This window comes from Paenalicyclobacillus ferrooxydans, assembly GCF_001399675.1.
Classification (GTDB): Bacteria; Bacillota; Bacilli; order Alicyclobacillales; family Alicyclobacillaceae; genus Alicyclobacillus_B; species Alicyclobacillus_B ferrooxydans.
The window spans coordinates 228,405-254,493 of sequence record NZ_LJCO01000008.1; the positions used below are offsets into that span (position 1 = coordinate 228,405).

Annotated in this window: 26 protein-coding genes; 18 read left to right on the plus strand and 8 right to left on the minus strand. The window is 52.6% G+C overall.

All coding sequences use genetic code 11. The annotated features are described in order from the left end of the window. Positions 1–65 precede the first annotated feature (65 nt). From gatC to AN477_RS01185, 6 genes are all read left to right on the plus strand, one after another. Positions 66–356, plus strand: a complete 291-nt coding sequence (gene gatC, locus AN477_RS01160) for an Asp-tRNA(Asn)/Glu-tRNA(Gln) amidotransferase subunit GatC (protein WP_054967344.1) — start codon at positions 66–68, stop codon at positions 354–356. Further along, positions 353–1,798: an Asp-tRNA(Asn)/Glu-tRNA(Gln) amidotransferase subunit GatA gene (gene gatA / locus AN477_RS01165; RefSeq protein WP_054967345.1), complete on the plus strand. Its 1,446-nt coding sequence runs from the start codon at positions 353–355 to the stop codon at positions 1,796–1,798. Before gatC ends, gatA begins: the two co-directional genes overlap by 4 nt. Continuing rightward, a complete protein-coding gene (gene gatB, locus AN477_RS01170) occupies positions 1,795–3,243 on the plus strand; it encodes an Asp-tRNA(Asn)/Glu-tRNA(Gln) amidotransferase subunit GatB (protein WP_054967346.1) in 1,449 nt (482 codons plus the stop codon). Before gatA ends, gatB begins: the two co-directional genes overlap by 4 nt. After that, positions 3,243–4,814 carry a 23S rRNA (uracil(1939)-C(5))-methyltransferase RlmD gene (gene rlmD / locus AN477_RS01175; RefSeq protein WP_054967347.1) on the plus strand — a complete coding sequence of 524 codons (1,572 nt, stop codon included), beginning with the start codon at positions 3,243–3,245 and terminating at the stop codon, positions 4,812–4,814. The genes gatB and rlmD overlap by 1 nt, the downstream gene beginning before the upstream one ends. Positions 4,815–5,310: 496 nt before the next feature. Beyond that, positions 5,311–5,577, plus strand: coding sequence for a hypothetical protein (locus tag AN477_RS24125; RefSeq protein WP_157061748.1), 267 nt, complete (start codon positions 5,311–5,313; stop codon positions 5,575–5,577). Between the two features lie 47 nt (positions 5,578–5,624). Beyond that, the gene (locus AN477_RS01185; protein ID WP_054967349.1) at positions 5,625–5,954 is read left to right on the plus strand and encodes a hypothetical protein; all 330 of its coding nucleotides are present in this window, start codon (positions 5,625–5,627) and stop codon (positions 5,952–5,954) included. 90 nt (positions 5,955–6,044) lie between these two features. Here the strand turns inward: AN477_RS01185 and AN477_RS24130 are convergent, their stop codons facing one another. Next, the gene (locus AN477_RS24130) at positions 6,045–6,836 is read right to left on the minus strand and encodes a hypothetical protein (RefSeq protein ID WP_157061749.1); all 792 of its coding nucleotides are present in this window, start codon (positions 6,834–6,836) and stop codon (positions 6,045–6,047) included. Positions 6,837–6,899: 63 nt separating this feature from the next. On the opposite strand from AN477_RS24130, the gene AN477_RS25605 reads away from it, so the two are divergent. From AN477_RS25605 to AN477_RS25610, 3 genes are all read left to right on the plus strand, one after another. Continuing rightward, on the plus strand, positions 6,900–7,034 hold the full coding sequence (locus tag AN477_RS25605) for a hypothetical protein (RefSeq protein WP_281176291.1): 135 nt from the start codon (positions 6,900–6,902) through the stop codon (positions 7,032–7,034). Between the two features lie 213 nt (positions 7,035–7,247). Further along, the gene (locus AN477_RS01195) at positions 7,248–7,577 is read left to right on the plus strand and encodes a hypothetical protein (RefSeq protein WP_054967351.1); all 330 of its coding nucleotides are present in this window, start codon (positions 7,248–7,250) and stop codon (positions 7,575–7,577) included. 90 nt (positions 7,578–7,667) lie between these two features. Next, positions 7,668–7,790, plus strand: a complete 123-nt coding sequence (locus AN477_RS25610) for a hypothetical protein (protein ID WP_281176292.1) — start codon at positions 7,668–7,670, stop codon at positions 7,788–7,790. A 189-nt stretch (positions 7,791–7,979) separates the two neighbouring features. Here the strand turns inward: AN477_RS25610 and AN477_RS01200 are convergent, their stop codons facing one another. Continuing rightward, entirely contained in the window at positions 7,980–8,735 is a 756-nt protein-coding gene (locus AN477_RS01200) for an SGNH/GDSL hydrolase family protein (protein WP_054967352.1), read from the minus strand. Positions 8,736–9,442: 707 nt separating this feature from the next. Between AN477_RS01200 and AN477_RS01210 the strand changes: the two genes are divergently transcribed. Then, complete coding sequence (locus AN477_RS01210; protein ID WP_054967354.1) at positions 9,443–11,194, plus strand: chloride channel protein; 1,752 nt, start codon at positions 9,443–9,445, stop codon at positions 11,192–11,194. A gap of 192 nt (positions 11,195–11,386) precedes the next feature. On the opposite strand, the gene AN477_RS01215 is transcribed toward AN477_RS01210, so the two are convergent. Further along, positions 11,387–12,304, minus strand: a complete 918-nt coding sequence (locus AN477_RS01215) for a ketopantoate reductase family protein (RefSeq protein WP_054967355.1) — start codon at positions 12,302–12,304, stop codon at positions 11,387–11,389. Positions 12,305–12,726: 422 nt separating this feature from the next. Continuing rightward, positions 12,727–13,263, minus strand: a complete 537-nt coding sequence (locus AN477_RS01220) for a TlpA family protein disulfide reductase (RefSeq protein ID WP_054967356.1) — start codon at positions 13,261–13,263, stop codon at positions 12,727–12,729. A gap of 278 nt (positions 13,264–13,541) precedes the next feature. On the opposite strand from AN477_RS01220, the gene AN477_RS01225 reads away from it, so the two are divergent. The 3 genes from AN477_RS01225 to AN477_RS01235 all read left to right on the plus strand — a co-directional run bounded on the left by AN477_RS01225 (position 13,542) and on the right by AN477_RS01235 (position 16,733). After that, positions 13,542–13,808 (plus strand): metal-sensitive transcriptional regulator, encoded by a 267-nt coding sequence (locus AN477_RS01225; protein ID WP_054967357.1) that lies wholly within the window; start codon positions 13,542–13,544, stop codon positions 13,806–13,808. Between the two features lie 28 nt (positions 13,809–13,836). Then, positions 13,837–14,397, plus strand: a complete 561-nt coding sequence (locus tag AN477_RS01230) for a class I SAM-dependent methyltransferase (protein ID WP_054967358.1) — start codon at positions 13,837–13,839, stop codon at positions 14,395–14,397. A gap of 626 nt (positions 14,398–15,023) precedes the next feature. Further along, positions 15,024–16,733 carry an FAD-dependent oxidoreductase gene (locus tag AN477_RS01235; RefSeq protein ID WP_054967359.1) on the plus strand — a complete coding sequence of 570 codons (1,710 nt, stop codon included), beginning with the start codon at positions 15,024–15,026 and terminating at the stop codon, positions 16,731–16,733. A 191-nt stretch (positions 16,734–16,924) separates the two neighbouring features. Here the strand turns inward: AN477_RS01235 and AN477_RS01240 are convergent, their stop codons facing one another. Beyond that, positions 16,925–17,266 carry a hypothetical protein gene (locus AN477_RS01240; protein ID WP_054967360.1) on the minus strand — a complete coding sequence of 114 codons (342 nt, stop codon included), beginning with the start codon at positions 17,264–17,266 and terminating at the stop codon, positions 16,925–16,927. A gap of 382 nt (positions 17,267–17,648) precedes the next feature. On the opposite strand from AN477_RS01240, the gene AN477_RS01245 reads away from it, so the two are divergent. The 3 genes from AN477_RS01245 to AN477_RS01255 all read left to right on the plus strand — a co-directional run bounded on the left by AN477_RS01245 (position 17,649) and on the right by AN477_RS01255 (position 19,420). Then, entirely contained in the window at positions 17,649–17,939 is a 291-nt protein-coding gene (locus AN477_RS01245) for a hypothetical protein (protein WP_157061750.1), read from the plus strand. A gap of 20 nt (positions 17,940–17,959) precedes the next feature. Next, a complete protein-coding gene (locus AN477_RS01250) occupies positions 17,960–18,583 on the plus strand; it encodes an HD domain-containing protein (protein ID WP_054967362.1) in 624 nt (207 codons plus the stop codon). A 438-nt stretch (positions 18,584–19,021) separates the two neighbouring features. Further along, entirely contained in the window at positions 19,022–19,420 is a 399-nt protein-coding gene (locus tag AN477_RS01255) for a hypothetical protein (RefSeq protein ID WP_054967363.1), read from the plus strand. Between the two features lie 134 nt (positions 19,421–19,554). Here AN477_RS01255 and AN477_RS01260 read toward each other — a convergent pair whose 3' ends face one another. From AN477_RS01260 to thrC, 3 genes are read right to left on the minus strand one after another with little or no spacing between them, the layout of a single operon-like run. Then, positions 19,555–20,832: a homoserine dehydrogenase gene (locus AN477_RS01260; RefSeq protein ID WP_054967364.1), complete on the minus strand. Its 1,278-nt coding sequence runs from the start codon at positions 20,830–20,832 to the stop codon at positions 19,555–19,557. 48 nt (positions 20,833–20,880) lie between these two features. Further along, a complete protein-coding gene (thrB, locus tag AN477_RS01265) occupies positions 20,881–21,825 on the minus strand; it encodes a homoserine kinase (RefSeq protein ID WP_054967365.1) in 945 nt (314 codons plus the stop codon). Beyond that, positions 21,822–22,880: a threonine synthase gene (gene thrC, locus AN477_RS01270; protein ID WP_054967366.1), complete on the minus strand. Its 1,059-nt coding sequence runs from the start codon at positions 22,878–22,880 to the stop codon at positions 21,822–21,824. The genes thrB and thrC overlap by 4 nt, the downstream gene beginning before the upstream one ends. Positions 22,881–23,375: 495 nt before the next feature. Here thrC and ilvE point away from each other — a divergent pair, with 495 nt between their 5' ends. Together ilvE and ilvD are read left to right on the plus strand one after the other, a co-directional pair. Beyond that, entirely contained in the window at positions 23,376–24,272 is an 897-nt protein-coding gene (gene ilvE, locus AN477_RS01275) for a branched-chain-amino-acid transaminase (RefSeq protein ID WP_157061751.1), read from the plus strand. 70 nt (positions 24,273–24,342) lie between these two features. Then, positions 24,343–26,010, plus strand: coding sequence for a dihydroxy-acid dehydratase (ilvD, locus tag AN477_RS01280; protein WP_054967530.1), 1,668 nt, complete (start codon positions 24,343–24,345; stop codon positions 26,008–26,010). The last annotated feature ends 79 nt before the right edge of the window (positions 26,011–26,089 follow it).

Consider the following 26,089-nt stretch of genomic DNA (forward strand, 5'->3'; position numbering starts at 1 on the left):
AAGCCGTTTGAAGTCTGAAGGGAAGCGTTTGAAGTCTGAAGGGAAGCGTTTAAGGAGGGAGTCCGTTGAACATTACCGAGGACGTTGTAAAAAACGTGGCCAAGTTAGCACGCCTGGCTGTGAGCGAAGAAGATGCGCAAAAGCTGGCACCGGAGTTGAGTGAAATCATCTCCTACGCACAGCAACTGCAAGAGGTTGACCTGACGGATGTGCCCCCGACAAGTCACTCTCTGTCACTGGTCAACGTTATGCGCCCAGACATTCCAAGTGCCGGACTGACAAGAGAGGAAGCACTCAAAAATGCACCTGATTCAGATGGAGCAGAGATTCGAGTGCCTGCGGTGTTGGACGTATGAAGGTGACGATGCCGACAGTCAAAGAGGTCTACAATTCGCTCTGGCGGCGTGAAACAAAGCCATCTGACTGGGCACAAAGATCGCTCCTCGCGATTCGCGGGATGGACAAGCAAATAGGGGCCTTCCTGACAGTAGAAGAGGATCAAGTGATGGCCAATGCGAGACGGCTTGACGATGCAAAATCCAATCATCGGATGTTTGGCGTTCCCTTCGCGCTGAAGGATAACATCTGTACCGCTGGACAAAAAACAACGGCAGCCAGTCGAATCCTTGAGAACTATATACCGCCCTACTCGGCGACAGTTTATCAACGGCTTCTGGACCAGAGTGCTGTGTTAATGGGAAAGACGAATCTGGACGAGTTTGCGATGGGCTCATCGACGGAAAACTCCGCCTATCAGAAGACAAGAAACCCATACAATCTTGAACGGGTGCCAGGCGGGTCGAGTGGCGGTTCTGCAGCAGCGGTTGCCGCAGGCATGGTTCCGTTTGCCCTCGGTTCTGATACCGGAGGCTCGATTCGACAGCCCGCGGCGTATTGCGGCGTCGTTGGACTGAAACCTACATATGGGCGTGTCTCACGCTACGGTCTGATCGCATTTGCTTCTTCACTGGACCAAATTGGGCCGTTTACCCGCAACGTTGAGGATGCTGCATTCGTTCTGCAGGCCATCAGCGGTCACGATCCGATGGACTCCACGTCAGCCCCGATGGACGTCGACGACTATGTCACGCATATTGGAGACAGCATCAAGGGACTGCGTGTTGGTGTTGTCACAGACGCGGCGACCGACGGGCTCCATCCCGGAGTGCAAGAGGCCGTGGACAAAGCTGTCCAGGTGTTGGCACAGGCAGGTGCGGAAGTCGTTGAAGTGTCACTGCCGCACAGTGTGTACGCCGTTGCAACCTATTATCTTGTGGCACCGGCTGAGGCCTCTTCAAACCTGGCTCGCTATGACGGTGTCCGTTATGGGCGCCGTGCGGCGGGTGAGTCTTTACTCGAGATGTACGAACGAACCAGAAGTGAAGGGTTTGGCTTGGAAGTCAAACGCCGGATCATGATTGGCACTTACGCCTTATCCTCCGGCTACTATGACGCGTATTATCTGCGTGCACAACAGATGCGTACGCTGATTCGCCGGGATTACGATGAGGCTTTTGAGCGCTGTGACGTGATAGTCACCCCGACTGCCCCGACTCCGGCTTTTCGCTTTGGAGAAAACAGTGATCCGCTCGAGATGTACCTCAACGACCTGTACACCATTCCGGCAAACCTCGCAGGTCTGCCAGGCATCAGTGTACCGTGCGGCCTAGTGGACGGACTCCCAGTCGGAATGCAATTGGTTGGCAAGGCATTTGACGAAAAGACCCTCCTGCAGGTGGCCCACGCCTATGAAAAGCTGCGCGGTTTCGAAATGCCGCAACCGGAGGTGACGTTGTGAGTACACAAGCGACGTTTGAAACGGTGATTGGTCTCGAGGTCCACGTCGAATTAAAGACAGAGACAAAGATTTTTTGCGGTTGCAAGACGACATTTGGAGCACCGCCGAACACAAATGTCTGTCCAGTCTGTTTAGGTCATCCTGGTGCACTGCCGGTGTTGAACAGACAAGCGGTCGATCTCGCTGTCAAAGCAGCAATGGCCCTCAATTGCCACATCAATCACGACAGCAAGTTTGATCGGAAGAACTACTTTTATCCGGACCTGCCGAAGGGCTATCAGATTTCACAGTACGATAAGCCGATTGGCGAGCATGGCTTTATCGAGATCGAAGTGGGCGGGGAGACCAAGCGGATCGGCATTACACGTGTTCATCTCGAAGATGACGCTGGCAAATCGTCGCATGCTGCCGACGGCACACATACGCTGGTCGACTACAACCGCACGGGTGTACCGCTGATTGAGATTGTCTCGGAGCCGGACATTCGTTCGCCGGAGGAAGCAAGACTGTACCTCGAGGGTATCAAGGCCATCATGCAGTACTGCGACATCTCGGATGTCCGCATGGAGGAGGGGTCTTTACGTTGCGATGCCAACATCTCCCTGCGCCCCGCGGGTCAGAAGGAATTTGGGCAAAAGACAGAGCTCAAGAACATGAACTCGTTTCGAAACGTCCAGCGTGGACTTGAGTATGAGGTCATCCGCCAGACCGAAGTCCTGTCGTCTGGAGGAGAGGTTTCGCAGGAAACCCGCCGTTTTGACGAGGCATCGCAAACAACGGTGCTCATGCGAACCAAAGAAGAAGCGCACGACTATCGCTATTTTCCCGACCCTGACCTGGTTTGGTTGAAGATCGACTTTGCTTGGTTGGACAGGTTACGTGAAAGTCTGCCCGAGCTGCCCGCAGCAAAGCGTCGACGTTTTATCACTGAACTTGGGCTGCCGCCCTACGACGCAGGCGTTCTGACAAGCGACTTGGCACTTGCCAATTACTTTGAAGGCGTCGTGAAAGCTGGTGCAGAACCAAAACCGGCCAGTAATTGGATCATGGGCGACCTGCTTGCCTACCTGAACAGCAGCGGCCAGACCATTGCGCAGTCGCCCATCCCACCGGGCCAGCTCGCCGGATTGTTAGCCGAGGTTGCAAACCAGACGATTTCCGGAAAACAGGCGAAAGATGTCTTTCAACTGATGTGCGGGTCGGGTAAAGATGCAAAGACTGTCATCAAGGAACAGGGTCTTGAGCAAATCAGTGACGAGTCAGCGCTTTTGCCCATTATTGATGAGGTCATCGCGAACAACGAAAAGTCCGTTGCCGACTATTTGAATGGCAAAGAGAAGGCGCTTGGTGCACTCGTTGGTCAGACTATGAAGGCGACAAAGGGCCAAGCAAACCCCGGTCTGGTAAACAAGCTCTTGATTAAGCGCCTGAAAGAGCGCTCCTGATGGCAAAGGCATCGCATCTCGGAAGCAGGCATTCGAATCGAAATCAACGGGCACGACGTAGACCGACGGAGGAGTCAAACCCGCTGTCGGCCTTCGTCAAAACCATCCATACGGTGGATATCGTGCGCCTTAACGACGACGGGGACGGGGTCGGTCTCATCGATGACGTGACTGTATTTGTGCGGGGGGCACTCCCCGGTGAGAACGTTCGCGTAGAGGTGACAGAGGCGCATCGCCGTCACTTAATCGCCCAGGTCGTAGAATGGCTCGGCGTTGAAGGGCACCGTTCGTCAGGAGTCGAAGTGCTGCGTTTATCAGGAATCGAAGAACAGCGTACATCTAGAGTTGAAGAGCAGCGTTCGTCCGATGAACAAGATGAGGTGTCGGGTGATGCAGTGACGAGTAACTCTCAAGACATCCTGTCACTGGATCGCGTGACACCGCTTTGCGGTGTTTTCGAGGCGTGCGGAGGATGTCAGTTGCAACATGTCTCTTATCGAGGTCAACTTCTGCATAAGAGAAGTGTCGTGGTGAACGCTCTTCAGCGGATCGGCCGCTTCAGCGAATTCGTGGTGCAACCTACCATCGGAATGGACGAGCCGTGGCGTTATCGAAACCAGATTCAGGTCCCACTCAAGTGGGATGAGGAGTCTCTCAGTCTCAGCCAAGGCTTTTTTGCCCCTGGCAGTCATACGGTCGTACAGACAAATAGTTGCGCCCTCGTGCCGGAGGTTGTCGAACAGACAATGACGCTGGTACCGAAGGCCTTAACGGAAGTCCTCGGCCCTGATGCCGCCTTCGTTCACCATCTGATTATCAGGTTTTCTGTGCATACAGGGGAACAGATGCTGATTCTTGGTGTGAGCAGGCGCTTACGTCAGGAGCGTGAGTTGATGGACGCCTTGATGGTCGGTTCCATTGTGTCTCTCGCAATGACGGTTCAGGAGCGGTCAACCGGGCCGGTCTGGGGTAAAACGGTGGAACACCTTGCTGGTAAGAGGGTGTTGACAGAGCGACTTGGAGACGTCGAGTTTCTCATCTCACCTCGATCATTTTTCCAAGTCAACACCAGACAGGCTGAAGTCCTGACGAAGCTCGTTCAGGACAGGGCCGCATTGTCTGGGAACGAAACAATACTTGATGCCTATTGCGGTACGGGGACCTTCAGTCTGACTCTTGCGCGTTTTGTGAAGCAAACGGTCGGGATTGAGACGGTGGTGGCTGCAGTTCATGATGCAAGGGAAAACGCCCGGGTCAATCGGATCGACAATGCCAGATTTGAGGTTGGCGAAGTTGAGCAACTCTTGCCAGAGTGGGTGCGACACGGGCAGAAATTCGATGTCGCCGTACTTGATCCGCCGAGAAAAGGGTGTCACCCGGATGTCTTACGTGCCTTGATAGACGCAGGCATTCCGAAAATTGTATACGTCTCGTGCAATCCATCTACACTTGCCAGGGATGTCCGTTTGCTAGCTGATGAAGGGTACCAATTGGGAGAATTTCAGCCTGTAGACATGTTTCCGCAGACGAGTCATGTGGAGTGCGTAGTGGCAGCTTTCAAAAGCTTGTAACCCCATAACAAACCTCCGCAATCTCGAATAATCACCTGCTCCAGAACAAATAAACACCTGCTCCAAGCGGGAAAAGAGCGTGAGGCAAAACGGAGAAATCCTGATTCCTCAAGCCTTTTCCCTGTTTTTTACCCGAACTTTATTATCCTAAGAATAAAGATTTGCCAGACTGAAAGCGGGAGAAAAGGCATGAACAGGAAATCCCTTGCAGGACACTATATTCACAAGTCATAATTGAGAACGGTGGAATGCGGGATTGAGGCGGGGAATGAAGCAAGGGAATAATATTCCGCAACAGCTGAAGTGCAGCATTGCTAACGTAGTGCCCCAAACCGAGACTACAAACCGAGACTACAAACCGAGACTACAAACCGAGACTACAAACCGAGACTACAAACCGAGACTACAAACCGAGACCAGACAGCTTCACCGTGTCCACGCGTCTCACCTCGGACTGGAATACACTGTTTTATTCCAAATTGGGAGGGGAATGTTGTTGAACAACGAGATTGAACTGCTTGGTACGGCGTCTCGGGAGCAGCAACCAGAGGTACAGCAGTGCATATTGCCGCTCATCGTTTTATTTTCTATTGCCGCACAGGAAAATCGCGCAACTGCTGGAGGCGCACGCAGGATGGGACGCGTCTCACCGATCTACCCGGGAATGGCCCCCGGTTTCCCACCTGGCAGAGGTGTTCGAAGACGCGTAATGGTGCAACAGCCAGCACCTGGTTTGTATTATGGACGTCGTAGAATCTATTAGGTCAAATGGCTGGTTTAGAAACCCGTATGTAGAAATGAGGAGATAGGTTGTCCGACAATGATGTGAACAAACCTTCACCGTTAAGGTTCCGATACGACGCTGCATATGAAAAACTTATGGATGTCATCCGAACAGCTGGGCTGAATGCCTACGACGTCATTGCGGAAGCGGTTGATGATGAACCCCCTAAAAAAGCTGTTTTAATCCGCATCCGATATGGAGATGGATTTCGGCAGACGAAAGAACAATCGTTTGATGAATCCTGCTTACGTGTCCCGTGTGCTGAGATGATTGAGTTTTTTCAGCAAGTTGCAAAGGATTGCAATCAGACTAACATAACCGAGTATCGAGCATACATGAAAAACCCCCGTCCCTGACTGACGGGGGTTTTTCATCAGGCTGTCGGGAAAGTGCATCAGCTGGAAACACGCAAATTTCCATTCGTTCTGAAACACGATCCGGTCTCTTTATCTTACGAGAGACGTCTTAAAATGGATTTCCGAAGAACAAACTTTCACTCTTGTTTTTTTGTGAATTTCAACAGGCCAACGGTACTCCGACGGCCGACAGGGGAGCCTCACAAAGGAACTGAGTTCCTCTGTTGGGGCGAGATGGGCGTGACGGCTGGATTTAGCGGAACTGAGTTCCGCTGTAGAGACGAGATGAGCGTGACGGCTGGATTTAGCGGAACTGAGTTCCGCTGTAGAGACGAGATGAGCGTGACGGCTGGATTTAACGGAACTGAGTTCCGCTGTAGAGACGAGATGAGCGTGACGGCTGGATTTAGCGGAACTGAGTTCCTCTGTGGTAGCGAGATGAGCGTGACGGCTGGATTTAGCGGAACTGAGTTCCTCTGTGGTAGCGAGATGAGCGTGACGGCTGGATTTAGCGGAACTGAGTTCCGCTGTAGAGACGAGATGAGCGTGACGGCTGGATTTAGCGGAACTGAGTTCCTCTGTGGGGGCGAGATGAGCGTGACGGCTGGATTTAGCGGAACTGAGTTCCTCTGTAGAGACGAGATGAGCGTGACGGCTGGATTTAGCGGAACTGAGTTCCTCTGTGGTAGCGAGATGAGCGTGACGGCTGGATTTAGCGGAACTGAGTTCCGCTGTAGAGACGAGATGAGCATGACGGCTGGATTTAGCGGAACTGAGTTCCTCTGATGAAAAATCCCCGTCCTTGTCTGACGGGGGTTTTTCATGTGTTGAGAATTCCCCGTCTAAACACACGGAAATGTGTGAATGGCAGTGGACGAACACCCTCCCAGCCTACTTGTCCCACAACATACTCTGCAGCATGTCGTCCGAAAGGAGGAGTTTCGAATGTACGGTGGTGGAGCTTTCGGAGGATATACACGTTGGGCAGTTGTCTTCCTGATCATCTTCGTACTGTTCTTCCTGCTTGTTCCAGGTGCTTCTGGATACGGCGGGGGGGCGGGTGTCGGAGGAGCTTATTAAGAGATCGTTTAACCCGTGCCACATGCAAGATTCAAATGCAACATTCGCGTACACCATTCACATGCAACATTTGCCTGAAGATTCACGTGCAACATTCATTCGAGAACGTATGACGGCCATTAACAGCAGCCTAAGTGACTGCCGACACCGAGCAGGGTCGGCAGGCTTGGGTCGAACTGCGGTGGAGGTGGTCTCGCGAAGGAGGTGGGTGTCGTGTGCTCAAGAGCAGAATGCCAACGTCTTGTCGGGCAATATGTCCGATTTCAAAGTCCATATGGATACCATGAGGGAATTATTGAAAGGGTCTCTGGAAACCGGGCTGTCGTGATGTCGCCTCGCAAGTACATCCCTGTTCAGTTTGCCAGTGAGTCAATTGACAGCGATGCTGAACAACGGCTGGATCTGGCACTTGCCTGGGGCGGCTATGGACGTGGATACGGAGGCTACGGAGCTGGTTATGGCGGCGGAGGCTGGGGCTACGGTTGGGGTCGCTGGGCTGTCTCATTCCTCGTTATCTACGCTCTATGGGGACTGTTGTGGTAAGAACTCAGAGTCCCCAAACCGGGCTTCTGTCTCTGTCGGCAGGTGCCGACGGATAGTATTGTAAATCGATTCAAGAAGGGGGGGCACAGTATGTACGGTGGAACTTTTGGCGGATACACGCGTTGGGCAGTTGTGTTCCTGATTATCTTTGTTCTGTTCATTTTGCTCGTTCCCTACGTAACCACAACATGCACAACCACCCCCGTTTATTAATCAAGACTTGCGACGAGCTCCCATCCGCCTGACTTCCATCCACCTGAACATTGTGGGTGGGTGGAGGAGAGGGGGGATATCCCCCAGCCCGATTCTGGTACTTGCCTCGGAAGAATCCCCATACTCGATCAATTTCAGATAACTGGTCAGTACAGGCACGTGGTCGTTCACTCCAAGCGTTGAAGTCTTTTACCAGGCTTTTCTTCTAGTACGCAGACGACCGCGTAGTTGACGCCTGTTTGGCTCACGCCTGTGCTTTGGCTTCGGCTTTGGAATGGCTTCACCAGACAGATATTCGTTAATCAGATGGGCAATCTCGCGGTGGCCCATGTTGTTTGGATGAATTGGCCGCCGAAATGGTGATGCCAGGTCCTCAAAACGGCCGTTGCGGTACCCTTCAATATAAAGGGCTTCGTTGTTTCGAAATCTCTCGTAGACATGTATCAGGCCAAACTTGTAATGTTCTGCAATCTGTCTCGTGACCTGGTTGAGTCCTTCGATAGCATCTACGCCGAGTGGAAAATGGGGTACGGGGTTATAGATGGTGGCGAGGATGATGTGAGGAATGTTCTTTTGCTTTAGAAAGCTGCATAAGTGGTCCATGTAAACGGTGAATTCGTCAAGCTGTTTGGCAACCATTTGAGGCGAGATGGGGGCTCCTGACAGTGAGAGATACTGTCGCCTGAGAAGCCTGCGCAAGTCGTTCCCCCCAGCTATCAGAGTCAACACGTTTGCAGCCTCCCAGACCGCTGGAGGCAGAGTGTGCACTGCATTCCCAATATCTCTGCTCGTCCATCCGTTCTTCGCGATGACGAGGGTCCGGTTTGCCAGGCCCTGTTTACTGCAGAACTCCGCAACGTGGGTGGTGAAGCCCAAACTGGGGTGGGTTGCACTGTAACCCGCTGTCACGGAGTCACCGAGAGCTACGTAAAGATTGCGCTCCATATCCTCCCTCCTTAATCATTCAGCAAGCCTGCTGTATACAGATGCCGACATAGACGGTATGGACTCCACAAATATCCCCTGGATACCAGCCCCTTTTGTGTACACCTGGGCCGCTTTTCAGGGACAACGCCCCATGCCAAAGAAGGCATGTCAGCATAGGCTTTGAAAAGGTAGTACACAAGGTGATCTCCTGAAAGAAAAGGTGAGGGGTGTGAGTAAGGTGCGGGAGTCACAACCTCTTGGTGACGGGGTGAGGGCCCCTGGCCGTACTGCGGGCACGGTTTGTGTCGTGCGCATGTCGGCACTTCGGCAGTTTCTGCAGGCTGCCTGCAATGCAGCGCACACTTGTCAGGAAACTCCCTGGGTCGTTGTTGTGGGGGGGCCTGCATTGGAGGGACAGGAAGGATAGGATTCAGTGTAAAAAGAATCTGTGGAGGTTTTGGTTCTGCCTAACATCTGCCTAACATCTCGCTGACATCTCCCTGACTTCTCCCCAACATCTACCGATGCGGGAAGATTGTTCGGGAGATTTTTGTGTCCGGTACATTTGCCAGGAAAACAAGTTGTCTACTTTGCAAATTCCGTCATCAGCCTCTGTTGTCTCGGATATTCCGGCAAAATGACAGCTGACTCCAGATATGCACTATAATTCGTACTTTGCCCTCTTGCCGCTGTTCATCATATGATGGTGGATGGGGGTGGGGCCTATGGAAGCCAGTGACACGATGCAACACGAAGTGCTCGACCGAAAATGGTATTCTCCAAAGCTCGGACTACATACTCGCTTGACCCGGCTGTTGCCGGAGCCGCTTGTGCTGTTGTTCTATGCGGTATTGATCGGTGTTGTGGCTGGCTACGGTGCGGTGGGCTTTCGGAAGCTGATTGATGTGTTTACGAACTTATTCTTTGTTCATTTATCCGGTGGCTTGTCTTGGATTGGTCGGGCAGACGTATTCCTGTTGCCAGTAATTGGCCTCGTGATTGTCAGCTTTATCGTCAAGAAGTTTGCACCGGAGGCCAAGGGACATGGCGTTCCTGAAGTGATGGCCGCTATTGCAGAGCATGGAAGCATCATTCGACCGCGAGTTGTCCTTGTCAAGGCTGTTGCTTCTGCGTTGACAATAGGCTCTGGGGGATCCGTTGGGCGTGAAGGTCCGATTGTCCAGATCGGATCGGCATTCGGATCGACCTTGGGCCAATACCTCGGTTTACCGGAACGTTATCTGCGACTGATGGTTGCATGCGGAGCGGGGGCTGGAATTGCCGCTACTTTTAATGCACCGGTTGGCGGCGTGATGTTCGCAACCGAAGTAATCCTCGGCAGTTTCGCACTGCAGAATTTCACCGCGATCGTGATTTCTTGTGTGGTGAGTGCGGCCATTGGTCGGATTTACCTTGGTGATCACCCGTCGTTCCCCATGCCGACGTATCATGTTGGCCACTTTTCAGTTTATTGGATCTACGTCATCATTGGAATTCTGGCCGGTGTGTGGGGCTACGTGTACATCAAGGTCCTTTACTACCTGGAGGACTGGTTCGACGCAAGGCATTGGCCATTCTGGCTGAAGGCCGCGTTTGGCGGGCTGATCGTTGGTGTTATCGGCATTTGGTTTCCACAGATTTTTGGTGTCGGATACAACTCAGTGGACCAAGCCTTGACGAATCATATGGGTCTCAAATTGCTCTTGGCCTTGTTGCTTTTAAAGCTGTTTGTTACTTCCGTCACGATCGCGGCCGGTGGATCCGGCGGTGTATTCTCCCCAGGACTCTACCAAGGGTCTATGCTTGGCGGAGCGATTGGCGTTGTGATCTCGATGGCTTTCCCCCACTTAGGCGTGAGTCCCGGGGCAATGGCCGCAATGGCCATGGCAGGCGTTTTTGCAGGCAGTGCGCAAGCGCCGGTTACGTCCATCATGATGTTGTTTGAGATGACGGGGGATTACAGCATTATCCTGCCGCTGATGATCTCATCTGTATTGGCTGCCACAATCGCCGGTACTCTCTCCAAAGACTCCATCTATACGCTGAAACTTGTTCGACGTGGGCTTGACATCGCCCGGCTGCGTCACCCTGACAGAATGAAGGCTGTCTACGTCGGCGAAGCTGTCGCCAAAGAGAGATTGACCCTGCGCAGCAATATGACTGTTGATCAGGCATGGGAACGGTTTGCGGAAACGGGAGAATGGTTTGCGTTGGTGCGTACAGAAAAAGGGTTGCTCCTCGGTTCCGTTGCTCGAGCACAGGTGTTGGAGGCGCTGAATGACCACCGAAACAGTGCTGTCGTGTCGGACTTGCTGCCGAAAACTGTGCATCGAATACAGGAGCGGGCCACGTTAGCGGATGCCTTGTCGCAAATGAACCTTCACCACGTAACGTACCTGCTCGTTTGTCGACAAGATATACCCGTCGGGGTTATCGGAAGCTCGGATGTCATTCATGCATATAAGAGTGTTGAGTAAGGGCAGTTCCGTCTAACTGCTCTAACTGCTTTTGACAGGGAGCGCCGATCTCGATCAAGGCAGATGTGTCTATCGCTCGTATAAACAAGCTGCAAGTAAAGAAGCGGCAAGTCACCGTGTTTGACTTGCCGCTTCTTTGTGTCAGTGTGGGTGATGTACCAAGAGGTCACTAGGGAGTACGCGCAGATACGATTATGACCGACTGCCGTCCTTTGACGGGTGCAGCACTGCGTAGACTGACCGTACAGAGGGGACAGAGATTCCATGCCGCTCTGCGAGTGCCAGGACAGCCCCCTGCAAGCTGTCAATCTCGAGGGGTAGCCCTTTTTCGAGGTCGCGGTGCAGAGAAGACGTCATCGATGGGGAAACGCTGCTGAGTTTATTCATCACTTGCTCAAATGCATTCTCCGAAAGGTTGACAGCGGCTTTGGCAACGGACTCAATCTCGCGAACCAGGTCGTTAAGAAACGGGCGTGTGACCGGATCGCTGAGGACATCTCCAATCGGCTTCCGAGTGGCTGCAGTAATGCCGCTGAACGAAGTCAGGAAGATGAATTTTTGCCACATCTCAATCAAGATAGAACTGCTCTGCCGTGCAGGAACCCCGCAGGCTTGGAAGGCAGCTTCCAGCTCCGAGAGCAGCGGGTGGTTCTTGCCAGACAGTGTACCGAAGATAATATCATGCATCGGGCTGGTGTGAACGACATGTCCTTCGGTATCCAAGGTCGCTTCTATGTAACATGCTCCCCCTACTACGGAGTTGGCACCGAAATGGTGAACAAGTGTGTCAATGTGGGAGACGCCGTTCAGGAGGGGAAGAACCAGAGCTCCTTTGTCCACCAGCGCACGAATCTGAGGAAGGGCACCCTCCAGATGGTAGTTTTTTAGAGCCACGATCACGATGTCCGGATGGTCAATTTCGCTCGCGGACAGGGCAAGTTGCGGTGCCACCGTAAAGTTACCGTGTCTACTTTCAACGACAAGCCCGTGTGCTGACAATTGTTCATACCTTCGTTCACGCACTAAAAACGTGACGGGAACCCCTACCGCCGCCAACTTTCCACCAAAATATCCACCTACCGCTCCTGCACCAAGTACGACAACGTTCATGTAAATCCCTCCACGACAACTAATGAATCACCTGCTAATGAATCACCTTCGTCTGAATCATCTATGTCCCATGTTAGCATCGGATGTTTGGCATGTCACAACGTCTGGCATGTCACCATGTTTGGCGTGTCGCAACGTCTGGTATGTCGCAGTGTCTGGCATGTCACAACGTCTGGCATGTCACCATGTTTGGCATGTCGCGGAAGACCGGAGACAGGGGAGGCCTCGCTTAGACCAGCGGGACGACGCGTCACGGAAGCTGGACTTTACGAGGGGAGTCGATCCGCCAGGGGAGGCGGACTTGGACCATGGGAGTTCACCCGCACGGGAAGTCGGACTCGGACCATGGGATCACGTCAGGGAAGTCGGACTCGGACCACGGGATCACGCCAGGGAAGTAGGATAGTCCCTTAAGACCGCGATCAGTCTGTTTTCATACCAGCGTCAGCAGCGTACTGAGCCAGAGATTGTTCTGTCAGTGGTCCGACAGTATGGCGTACAATTTTGCCTGAGGGTGTAATAAAAAAGGTCTCCGGCTGGCCCGTGACTCCGTATTGCAAAGACCAGTTATCATTCGGGTTGATGAGAACGGTCATGAAAGACGGGGTATGGTATTGCTGGACATAGTCGCGGACAAAACCTGCGCCGTCACCGCGATCGATGAGCACCACATGCACTTTTCCTTCATATTTTTTTGTGAAGTGAATCAGGTCCGGCGTTTCTTGGATACAAGGAGCACACCAAGGCGTAAAGAAATCAAGCACCACGGTTTGGCCGCGCAGACTATTGAGGGCAAACGCATTACCTGAGGTTGTGACAGCAGTAATATTCGGAGCCATGTCGCCGACACTGGCAGGGGCTTCATGTTTCCCGTACAACCACAGGCAGAAACCGAGGACTAGAGATGATATAACGGCAAAGACCAAAGCCATTTTCGTTCTTCGTGTCAAACTGGACATCTGTCGTTCTAGCTCCTTCGTGGCATCTCTCCTCATTGTAACGAAACGTCACTTGAGTGGTACAGAGAGGCTCCGCCACAGGCGTGAGATCAGGCTTGACAGTTGTTGACTGTCGGAAGATAATATACCCCATACGGTATGTGTGGTGGCGTAATCGACAGAATGTCTTTATGCTGGATAAGGTTGATTTTACTGTGAGACAGTGTAAATGGAGTAATTTTTCATTTCAGGTGCAGGGTTAAACAAACGGGTCCACTCGATTTCGAGGGGGAGAGAGTATGGAATACGATGATTCAGCAAAACATCGCCTGCGGCGTATCGAAGGACAAGTTCGCGGTGTATTGAACATGATGGAACAAGAGAAGATGTGCCAGGACGTCGTCACGCAGTTGTCAGCGATACGTTCTGCACTCGACAGGGTAACGCTATATGTAATTGGCCAGAATATGGAGAGGTGCCTTCGGGACGAGATGCAAAAGCCTGACGGCGGTATGACGGATGAAGTGCTTAAGGAAGCGATTGCCCTGTTCATGAAGAGTCGTTAAGTGTTTGAGCAGTTGAGGAGGGATTCTTTTGAGTCATCGGTTTAATCCGAAACACCTTCATAAGTTAGAGAGCCCGGAGCGACGAAAAGCGTTGCCTCCGGATGAGATTTTAGGGTTGTTTGGAACACCCGGTGACGCAAATTTTGCTGATGTCGGCTGTGGGCCAGGGTATTTTACAATCCCCTTGGCGAAGCGGACGACAGGCAAAGTCTATGCCTTGGATGTGTCTTCGGAGATGTTGAATGTCCTCACTGAACGTGTTCAGGAAGCAAACGTAACGAATGTGGAGAACGTCCTGTCGAACGCGGAACAGATTGCACTGCCGGACCACAGCGTCGACGGAGTCCTGTGTTCATTGGTGCTTCACGAAGTTGATGATTTGAAGCAGACACTGAGTGAGTTTCGGCGAGTACTCAGACCAGGCGGGAAGATGCTCCTGATTGAATGGGAAAAGAAGCAGATGGAGATGGGACCGCCAGTCGAGATTCGAATCTCAAGTGATGAGTTGTTAGAGTACGTCGGTGCAGCAGGATTACAAGGACAGATCGTTCGACCCAATCCCGACCAATACATTGTCCTAGCTCATTAGTTTCATGTAGCAAGGCCCGCTCAAGCGCGCCTTGCTTTCCATATTCAAGAGAGGACAAGTGCCTTGCGGGGATGGGCGGATGGGCGCGCCCTGAGATGATCTGCATCCGTGGGTATACACAGAGGAAAATTTGTACGCTAATGTGGGTTTTTGGGTAAGAGACCTCTAAAACAACGAACCGGATGTTCGTTGTTTGGGCTGACACTACCCAGAATGCGGCAGAAACACGTCATAAGGGAAAGTTTGTACCTTGATTGCAAGCGATATCTAGGAATCCAAGCGTTAAGGGAAGTTTTGTTCGTTACCCATACTGGCCAGGGATGTCCCGCAACGGATGGCCAAGGATGTCTCAGAATCGAAGCCCCGAATCACCATTCCAGAGCCACCCAGCGACCTCAATAGCTCTATCTCCTACTGCAATTACCCCCATGGGGTTTATGGTCCGTTCAGAAAACCAGATTCCCTCTTTCATTCTTAAATAATTGGCTTGATTATCTTTCTATAATTTTCCCTAACGGACATCATATATACCCCGTATGGTATATTGAGACTATATGAATTGGTCCATTACAACCTCGTGAGAATTTGTAGAGACGTCTACATTTGATTACGAGGAGGTATTGAAAATGGATGACAAACAATCAGGCAAAAAAATCGTAATTGTCGGCGGTGTAGCCCTTGGAGCCGGAGCAGCCGCGAAGGCTAGACGGATGGACGAAGGCTCAGAAATCGTCTTGATTGAACGAGGTCCTTATGTGTCATTTGCAAATTGCGGTTTGCCTTATTATGTAGGAAATGAGATATCCGACCGCGGGGCACTGCTTTTAAATACTCCAGAATCACTGAAAAGCCGCTTCAACATTGATGTACGTGTTTTGCAGGAGGTGGTTTCAATCAACCGCTCGGACAAAACGATTACTGTCCGAAAGGTTGAGTCCGGTGAAACCTACGATGAACCATACGACAAGCTGGTTCTTGCCATGGGGGCGAAGCCGATTGTGCCGCCGCTTCCGGGCATCCAATTGTCAGGTATTTTTAACCTTCGTTCAGTGCCTGATGCAGACCAAATTAAGTCTTGGGTCAGCCAGCAATTGGTCAAGCGAGCGGTTGTCATCGGCGCAGGTTTCATTGGCTTAGAGACCGTTGAAAACCTTGTGAAACTCGGCATTGAGGTCACATTGGTTGAAAAAGCACCGCAGGTACTGCCACCTTTCGATGCTGAGATGACAGCTGCTGCTTTACGCGAGTTGAACCGGATGGGTGTTCATGTGATTCTCGGAGATGGCATTTCGGGGTTCGATGGCGTGGACAAGGCAACAGCTGTGAATCTTGAGAGCGGCCTGAGGCTTGAAGCAGACATTTTCTTACTTGGCATCGGCGTCCGGCCAGAAACCGGTTTGGCGAAGGATGCAGGTCTTGAGCTCGGTGTCGCGGGCGCACTCGTGATCAACGAATATCTACAGACGAGCGATCCGGACATTTACAGTGGCGGAGACCTGGCGGAGATTGTTCACCTTGTGGATGGCGTTCGACGGTGGATCCCGCTGGCTGGCCCGGCAAACAAGCAGGGGCGTGTGATTGGCATCAATGTGTCGGGTGGTAAAGAGACATTCGATGGTGCACAAGGCACATCCATTGTGCGCGTTGGTCGTGCAACACTTGCGACAACAGGATTTTCAGAGAGAACAGCCAAGTCCCTCGGTCTGAACTTCTTTGTTTCGTTCACGACTGCGGGTCATCACGCAGGATACTATCCTGGGGCGAAGGACATGACCATCAAGCTGATCGTAGAAACATCCACAGGGCGCCTGCTCGGAGCCGAAATTGCGGGACGAGAAGGGGTGGATAAGCGGATCGACGTGCTCGCTACAGCGATTGCTGCTCGCATGACGGTCTCACAGATTGCTGCTCTGGACTTGGCCTATGCGCCGCCATTTTCCTCAGCCAAAGACCCGGTCATTATGGCTGCAATGGCAGCGGAAAACGTTCAGTATGGAACCGTTCGGACGGTTCAAGTTGTAGAGGACCTGCCGTTTGACAACGTGGGTATTTTAGACGTAAGACGGCCGGATGAGGTTGAAGCCGGGATGCTTCCGGGCGCTGTTCATATTCCGCTTGATGAACTACGAGACAGGTTCACCGAACTCGACACCAATAAACACTGGGTTGTCTATTGTCGCAGCGGTCAGCGTAGTTACTTCGCGACACAGATTCTTCTGCGGCTAGGGTTGCCGCATGTGTATAACTTGAGTGGCGGGTACCTGGTACAGCAAATGAGACAGGATGTTGCAGAGTCACAGAAGTCCGCATCTGATGCAAAAGTCGCGATGATCTGAGACGTGAAAATCCCCTGGTTTGGTCTTTGTACTGACTAACCAGGGGATTTTGTTATCCATGCGACATGGGATTTCGACACGGATGAATCTGAACAATGGAGACTGGCAGATTCTACATTCACAAGTCCGACACGGTGGAGGCAGGCTAATTCCACACTGACGACTCGGATGTGGTGGAGACAGGGAAAATTCTACACTGACGAGTCGGATGCAGTGGAGACAGTGGAGACGGCACTAGGTGCACCTCGACTTGATTCACTTTCAGAACGCTCAGAATGAGTGATTGTCGGCGCGCTCTGGCTCGTGTTTGCACCGGTCTGTTGAGCACCAGCACCAGTACTAGCACCAGCACTTTTCTTCAGGTGCGTCATGATGACACCGGCCACTGTAATCAGTGCCGCAACGCCGTTTGCAATCGCATCAATCTGTTGGCTCGTGATAATATCGATGCCAAACGCCTGCAAAATCAGTTTTACAGCGCCGAGCACCGCAATAAGCAACGTTGCGAGGTTGCGGTTTTGCAGAACTTGCATAACACGACTCCTTCCTGGCACGCCTGTCCAACACAGCCTTGAATCAGCCGCGTCGCAGCTGCGCTGCTTGAAAATTAACCTCTGGTTACAGTAGATGCAGTTTGTCGCGGGTTCGGGAGGACATCTAGCTAGACTGCACGCTGAAATCCACTCTCGCCACGAAAAACAGCGAGGGAATTTGCATGGCGATGAAAACTGGGTGTGGTCTGCGAAGTAAGCGATTACACGGTGTCAATCGAATGTTGAAGCCGGACATGGCCAGAATATAATGGAGGATGCGATGACAAAATGGGGATCACAGGTCCAAAGGACGGGAGCTGTGAGTCGGATCAGAACCGAGTACCCACTGTCGGAAAGCGCTGGCTTCTTTGGAGGGTCCGGAATGACAAACATCTTCACCGAAGGTGATACGTGTGTAGGCTGTGAAGAGGACAATCTAGTGGTCCAGTGCCAAGGCCAAACAACTTCTGTCCCAGTGTCTCAACTTGAGAGTGTGGCTGAGTTGTCTCCTTGTTCAACTTTTGGGAAGTACTTGGACATCCGCGTTGTCGCCTTGAAATCGGCACAGAGCGGGACCATTTTGATCCCGATTTCGAAAGAAGGCGCGCACACGCTGTTGAAGGGAATTCAGCAATGGCGTTTGAGGTGTGCATACAACCGTCAGAACTCATAGATGACAAAGGTGTTGAACACATGACTTATGAGGTCTATTTGGAGGCGGCGAGAGCCGCCTCTTCAACTGATCCGGCACATGATATCCTTCACGTGGAGCGCGTTGTGCAAAACGCCAGGGCTATATTGATCCAAGAGGGTGGTCGTGAAGAGATTGTTCTTCCGGCGGTCATACTCCATGAACTGTTTTCGTATCCGAAGGGACACCCGGACAGCAAGCGTTCAGGGGATATGTGCGCGCTTAGGGCCAGGGAAGTGCTTGAATCCGCAGGTTTCCCAGAGAAGGACATGCCGCTCGTACTTACATGTATTCGCGACCATTCCTTTTCGAAGGGTGTTGTTCCAGACACCCTGGAAGGCCGGATCGTACAGGATGCGGACCGGCTTGATGCACTTGGGGCTATCGGGATCGCCAGAACGTTCGCAACCTGCGTTGAAATGGGGACACCATTTTACCAAGCGGGCGATCCGTTCTGTGAGCACCGCACGCCTGACGACAAGTCTTATGGGATCGACCATTTTTACACCAAACTGTTGCGATTGGCCGAGGGCATGCACACCGAAACTGCACGTAACATGGCTCGCGAACGCACCGATTTTATGCACGGTTTTCTTCAGCAGTGGCGGCGTGAGCTCTCCATTTGAGGACAGAGATGACCACTGTAACGGAATGAGCAAGGCAACCGGATGACCACTGCAACCGGATGACCACTGCAACGGAATGAGCAGCGCAACCAAAATACGTAGATTTGTCGAGACAAGAGCCGCTTTTTGAGCCGGACTCGGGCTGATATCGTGCCCCTGTCCGGCTTTTGCGTATAAAGTGTACTATCTCGGTTGGAAAGGAGGAATGAAGGATGTACGGAGTATTCGGCGGATACACCCGATGGGCGGTTGTATTCTTGATTATCTTCGTCCTGTTCTTCCTGCTGGTGCCGGGCTATGGCGCTGGCGCGGGGTACTGATTGTCAGGCAGATGCCGATAATCGAAGCACCGTCCATCGCGAAATGCAATGACCACGAGCGGCAGCCCCTCCTCCTGTTGCTGCCGCTCGGTTTATGGTCAGAGAGGAGGGAATGACATTGTCGACACGCTCAAATGTTGAGAACGCAGTTGGCCAATGGGTGCAATTTCGCACACCATGGGGATATCATCGGGGGATTGTTGAACAGGTGAACCAGCGCGCTGTATTGGTGAAAGTACCGAAAGAATACGCGCCGATAAGCCTAGCGTATGGTTCAGTGAACGGGGCTCAAAATGATGCCGAACGATTAAATACAGCACTCACCAAACACAACTACCGGATCTCTGGTGACGTGACGCCGGCCTTTGGCGGATACGGACCAGGCTATGGACCAGGAGCTGGCGCAGCGCCTGGAGCTCGCTGGGGATATCCTGGCTACGGTGCATGGGGCGGCGGCTGGTGGTGGTGGTGGCTGGCTTTCGCTTGGATTTTTTTCTTTGCTTTTTGGTTTTGGTAACAAATTCAAAGGGGAGCGTTGGAGATGATTCCAACGCTCCCATTTATGTTGTACAGCCGGGGTCGGTGCCCACGGACAAGTCAGGGGGGATCGCGCTACGAAGACAAGCCCTCAACTTGCTGTCCGGATGCAGCTCACGACTCGACAGGCATCACGGTGTGAATCACACTTACGTGGCGCAACTCTTGGAGCCGTTTCACCGTGATATCCATGTGCTGGGCTGATGCATTGTGTGTTACGACGACGATGTCCGCGTGACCGAGTCTTGTTGGCGTCTGCAGCACATTGCTCATACTGACCTCGGTCTCGCCGAAAACTTTTGCAATCTCTGCGAACACGCCTGGTTGGTCCTCGGCAGACAGCCTCATGTAATAAGGCGTCAAGTCTTTCGATGCTTCGGCAGTTTTCTGTGTCCCGATGAGATTTTGACTGTGTCCACTGACACCGAGTTGAATGTTTCGAAGGGCCTCAATAACGTCGCCGACGACGGCACTTGCGGTTGGCATCGACCCTGCACCTTGTCCGAAGAACATCAGATCTCCGGCGGCATCACCTCGTACGTACAGTGCATTGTACGACTCAGAGACGTGTGCAAGTGGATGAGATTTGGGCACCAGCGAGGGACGGACCTCGAGGCTTAGCCGGCCATCCCGGTCTTTGCCTACCGCGAGCAGTTTGATGACGTACCCAAGTTGATCTGCAAACCGCACGTCAGCAGCCGTGACGTTTCGAATTCCCTGCACCCGTACGTCGGAAAGTTCAACGATGGACGCGAACGCGATGGAAGACAAGATGGCGAGCTTGCGTGCTGCATCGAGTCCATCCACGTCACTGGAAGGGTCGCTTTCAGCGTAACCGAGGCGCTGTGCTTCGCTGAGCGCCTCGTCAAAGCTGAGGCCCGCATCCGTCATCTTGGAGAGAATATAGTTGGTCGTGCCATTGATAATTCCTTTTAGGTCTGTAATATCGCTGCTCGCCAAGGATTCCTTCAGGGGGCGTACGAGCGGAATTGCCCCGCCGACCGCAGCCTCATACAGGATATCCACCTGATTGCGTTCGGCGGTCTCAAGGATCTCGGGTCCGTGAAGCGCAATCAGGTCTTTGTTGGCCGTTACAACATGTTTGCCCGCCTTCAGAGCAGCCAGAATGAATTCGCGGGCAGGCTCAATGCCGCCTATCGTCTCAATGACCAAGCTGATCTTCGGATCGTCGAGAATGTCCTTGGGGTCTGTCGTCAGCTTCGCTGGGTCAATGCTGCTTGGCCGGGCCTTCTCTTTGTTACGAACCAGGATTTTTGCAATAGAGGGTCTGAGTCCTGTCATTTGGGCAATTTTGTCTGCGCGCCGTTCCACCAATTCAACGACGCCGCTCCCAACCGTGCCGCAGCCTAAGAGTCCGATGAGTAATGTCAAGTGTCCTGCCTCCTTCTCAACTTTTATTCTGGGCAATCCAGTTTCCTGTCACAACGCTGTAGTGCGTACCGTTGGGGTATCCAGATAGACCGTGAACACATCTGTGATGCACTCCACGTTGTACATTCGCCAGGCTAAAGTCATTTCATCAGCAGCCTGTGTAGCCTCGGATTCACTTTCACACCAAGCGACCATCGACGGGCCTGCACCGCTCAACGTAACGGTGAGTGCGCCAGATCGAATGGCAGCTCTGCGCACATCGTCATATCCCGGGATGAGTGTTTTGCGATAGGGCTCATGCAATCGATCCTGGAAACCACCCCGCAGCAATTCGAGGTGGCCAGTTGAAAGCGCCAGGACCAGGCGGGCGGCCTGGGCTGCGTTGTAGGCGGCATCTCCACGTGGCACCACATCCGGTAATACCCGTCGCGCGGCTTCTGTCGGTAACGGAAAATTCGGAATCGCAACGGCAAAGGACAGAGCAGCTGGGACTGGAAGACGAAATGTCCGTGTATTTCCGGCGTCTGTGATGCACAACCAGGCACCACCGTACATCGCGGGGGTCACGTTGTCAGGATGGCCTTCCATGTCAATCGCGAGCTCTAGCAACGCATGTGACGACAAAGCAAGGGTGGGATGGAACGTGGTAAGCAATTGGTTGCCGAGCAAGAGCCCGCCAACGATGGCTGAAGCGCTTGAACCGAGTCCGCCTGCCACAGGGATATGGTTATCCAGAGCGAGGTGGAATTCAGGTACCTCGGTTACACCGACTTCCTTGAACACACGGAAAATAGCCTGAATAACCACGTTGGTTTTGTCCGTTGGCAGCATCGTGGCTGATTCGCCAGTGATCTCGACTTGAAATGGCCTTCCCGTGGTGAGAACCATATCGTTCACGCGTCCAAATGCGATGCCCATGCTGTCGAAACCTGGGCCGAGGTTTGCTGATGTGGCAGGGACTTGAACGGAGAACTGGTATTGCTTTGAACTCATAGCATTCGCTCCAATGCCATTGTGACTTGCGCTTCATCGGCGTCAATCACGAGTGGTTCCACTGCGGAGGTCTTGACTGCGCTGTCGGGGTCTTTGAGTCCGTTGCCAGTCAGAACACAGACAATCGTCTCATCCCGGCTGATTCGACCGCCTTCATGGAGCTTCAGCAATCCGGCCACAGACGCCGCAGAGGCAGGCTCTGCAAACACACCCTCTGACGCAATCAACTGATAAGCAGACCTGATTTCGTCATCGGTGACAAAGTCAATCGTACCTCCCGATTCGTTTACGGCCTGCATGGCGAGATGGGCAGACGCGGGATTACCAATGCGGATGGCGGTGGCAAAGGTTTCAGGGTGGGGGATGGCCTGGCCCTTGACGAGTGCTGCGGCACCTTCTGCTTCAAATCCGCACATTTTTGGCAGAGAGGAAGTCTTTTGCTTGCTGTAATAGGCTTTAAAACCCTTCCAATAGGCGCTGATATTGCCGGCATTTCCGACAGGGATACACAACCTGTCTGGAGCTTCCGAAAGCGCATCGCAGATTTCAAACGCAGCGGTTTGTTGCCCCTCCAGACGGTACGGGTTGATAGAGTTGACGACGGTGACGGGAAGATGTTCAGCGGAACGGCGAACAAATTCGAGTGCCTGGTCAAAGTTACCGCGAATGGCGAGAACACGTGCACCGTAAATCAGCGCCTGTGCCAACTTGCCAAGTGCGACATATCCATGCGGAATGACAATCAATGACGGGATGCCAGACCGGGCTGCATACGCCGCCGCAGACGCGGACGTGTTCCCTGTGGATGCACAGATGACAGCCTTTGACCCTTCCTCCAAGGCTTTTGCTACAGCAAGCACCATACCTCGGTCTTTAAAGGAACCCGTAGGATTTAGACCCTCGTATTTAAAATAAACGTTCGCACCAACGCGATCACTCAATCGGTCTGAATAGATGAGAGGTGTATTTCCTTCACACAGGGTGAGGTTTGGTGTCTTCTCCGTGATTGGGAGCCAGTCCCGATATCCCTGCAGTAATCCCTGCCACGTTTGCATGAGCCATCTCCTCCTGGACGCGCACCGAAGCATGAGGCGAACGCGTTATACGAAATTGGGTGCACTAAATTAGCTGAACGAAATTGTTACATACTCTTTGACTATTTCGTTATTATTCCCTGTAACTGATCTGCCTGTCAACGAATTTTCCGCCTATTTTGCCTGTCTGGCAGGATTTATTGATAGTGGGAGAACCTCTGCGTACTTTTTCAATGAAAGACAAGAAATATACAAAAAAAAATAAAATCTGAATATTTCCAATCACCGCAAGCAAGTAAGCGTTTACCTATATTATAAGGAAGCGTTTACATGAACCAAACGGACGTCCGATAGCGTTGACATGCACCACTAAGGGCTATAAAATCTCCACAAACCATATGGTGACTGAAGTTTCCGAATAGGGGTTCGCTTTGGCATTGCAGTTGGCGATTCTGGCCTCGAGTCGGACCATTTTAGTTCACCAATGAAGTTAGAATATTCAGTTCTGGGGGTGCCATCATGACACAGTGGATTTTTATGAATGGTGAGTACGTAGGCAAAGAAGATGCCAAAGTTTCCGTCTACGACCACGGCTTCTTGTATGGGGATGGCATCTTTGAAGGGATTCGGGCGTACGACGGAAATATCTTTCGACTTGATGAACACATTCGTCGACTCTACGACTCAGCGAAGGCTATGTTGTTGACCATTCCATACACGCAACAGGAGATGGCAGAGATTGTCGCGGATACCGTTCGTAGAAACGAGCTCGAGGATGCCTACATTCGCCTCGTTGTTTCACGCGGACCCGGCAATCTGGGACTTGACCCGTTTACTTGCAAGACTCCTCAGGTCATCGTGATTGCGGAACAACTTGCGCTGTTCCCGAAAGAGTTTTACGAGCGCGGCATGGAAATCGTAACGGTGGCGACGCGCAGAAACCGATCTGATATTTTGAACCCGAAACTGAAATCTTTGAACTATTTAAACAATATTTTGATTAAGATAGAAGCAAGTCTAGCAGGTGCTGGGGAAGCATTGACCCTGAATACAGAAGGTTATGTTGCAGAAGGGTCCGGCGACAACGTGTTTATCGTTCGTGATGGGGAGTTGTGGACACCGCCGAGCTATCTTGGCGCTCTCGAAGGAATCACGCGCAACGCCGTGATGGAGTTCGCCCGCGATATGGGCTATGTAGTGCATGAGCAACCGTTCACAAGACACGACGTTTATGTTGCGGATGAAGTCTTTTTGACAGGCACTGCAGCAGAGCTTATCCCCGTCATCAGGGTCGACGGGCGAACAATCGGTGACGGAGTCCCCGGCGTGCATACCCTGCGTCTACTGGAAATCTTCCAGACACATGTCCGTACAGACGGTGTCAAGGTTTATCCGGAACGCCAGGTGTCGTGAGCTCGGGCAAGTCAGTTTTGTAGGTCACTACTGTTTCACGCAGAAAAGGGAGGCGCCGCTTTTGAAACCAATGCGCAGTGATGTCATCAAGAAGGGGGTCGATCGCGCTCCACACCGCAGTTTGCTCTACGCAACAGGTGTCAAACCAACCGATCTGCCCAAACCATTTATCGGGATCTGCAATTCTTACGTCGACATCGTACCAGGTCACGTTCACTTGAAGGAACTTGCCGAAGTGGTGAAAGACGCTATCCGGCAGGCTGGAGGTATCCCGTTTGAGTTCAACACCATCGGTGTGGACGACGGGATCGCTATGGGACACATCGGAATGCGCTACTCGCTGCCCAGTCGTGAATTGATCGCCGATTCTGCCGAAACGATGATTCAGGCACATTGGTTTGACGGAGTCTTTTACATGCCGAATTGCGACAAAATCACGCCAGGTATGTTGATGGCAGCCGCTCGGACCAACGTACCGGCGGTTTTTGTGTCCGGGGGGCCGATGGCAGCGGGGAGGTCGAGTACCGGACATAACCTTTCGCTGACCTCCGTATTTGAAGGGGTTGGCGCATATCGGTCGGGGAAGATGACGGAAGCACAGCTTGTGGAGCTTGAAGAGCAGGCCTGTCCCACGTGCGGCAGCTGTTCCGGTATGTTCACCGCGAATTCCATGAACTGCATTATGGAGATGCTCGGTGTTGCGCTTCCCGGAAACGGCACCATCCTCGCCACGTCACAAGAACGTCACGACCTCATTTACGAAGCAGCCCGCCATTTGATGAAGTTAGTTGAAAACGACATCCGCCCGCGCGATATCATCACTCGCGAAGCCATTGATGACGCCTTTGCCCTCGATATGGCCATGGGCGGTTCCACGAACACCGTCCTTCACCTGCTCGCGATTGCCCACGAGGCGGGGATTGAATACGACTTGGCACAGATCAACGAGATCGCCAAACGCGTTCCCTATCTCGCAAAAATCAGCCCGGCGTCCGAATACTCCATGCATGACGTGCATCTCGCCGGTGGTATCAGTGCCATCATTCACGAGCTGACCAAGGTGGAAGGGGCCATGCATCCGGAGCGGATCACCATCAGCCAAAGGCCGATTGGAGAGGTTGTGGCCGAGGCTGAGATTGTGAACGAACAGGTGATTCATCCGCGTCACAACCCGTACAGTTCGGTCGGGGGTCTCTCGATTCTCTATGGAAATATCGCTCCTGACGGAGCTGTCATTAAAGTGGGTGCGGTCGATCCCGGGATTGAGACGTTTGAAGGCGAGGCCATCATCTTTAACTCGCAAGAAGACGCGCAAGCGGGCATCGACGACGGAACAGTGCGAGAGGGCCACGTGGTGGTCATTCGCTACGAAGGCCCGAAAGGCGGTCCAGGCATGCCAGAGATGCTTGCCCCCACATCGTCCATTGTCGGACGTGGTCTTGGGAAGCAGGTAGCGCTCATCACAGACGGCCGCTTCTCTGGTGCCACGCGTGGCATCGCAGTCGGTCATATCTCCCCCGAAGCAGCGGAGGGTGGACCAATTGCACTCTTGCAAAACGGCGATCGGATTGTCATCGACCTGCCAAACCGGACTATCAACGTCCTCTTGTCTGACGAAGAACTTGCGGCCCGCAGGAACGACCTGCAATCGTTTGAACCGAAGGTCAAGACAGGTTACTTGGCCCGCTACACCAAGCTAGTCACCTCCGCCAATACCGGTGGTGTCCTAAAAATCTAAGTCTTTTGAGAGGGAGGAATCGATGGATGACGACGGTGCTGCAACGCGAGGGGCAGGATGGGGTGACAAAGAACCTTGT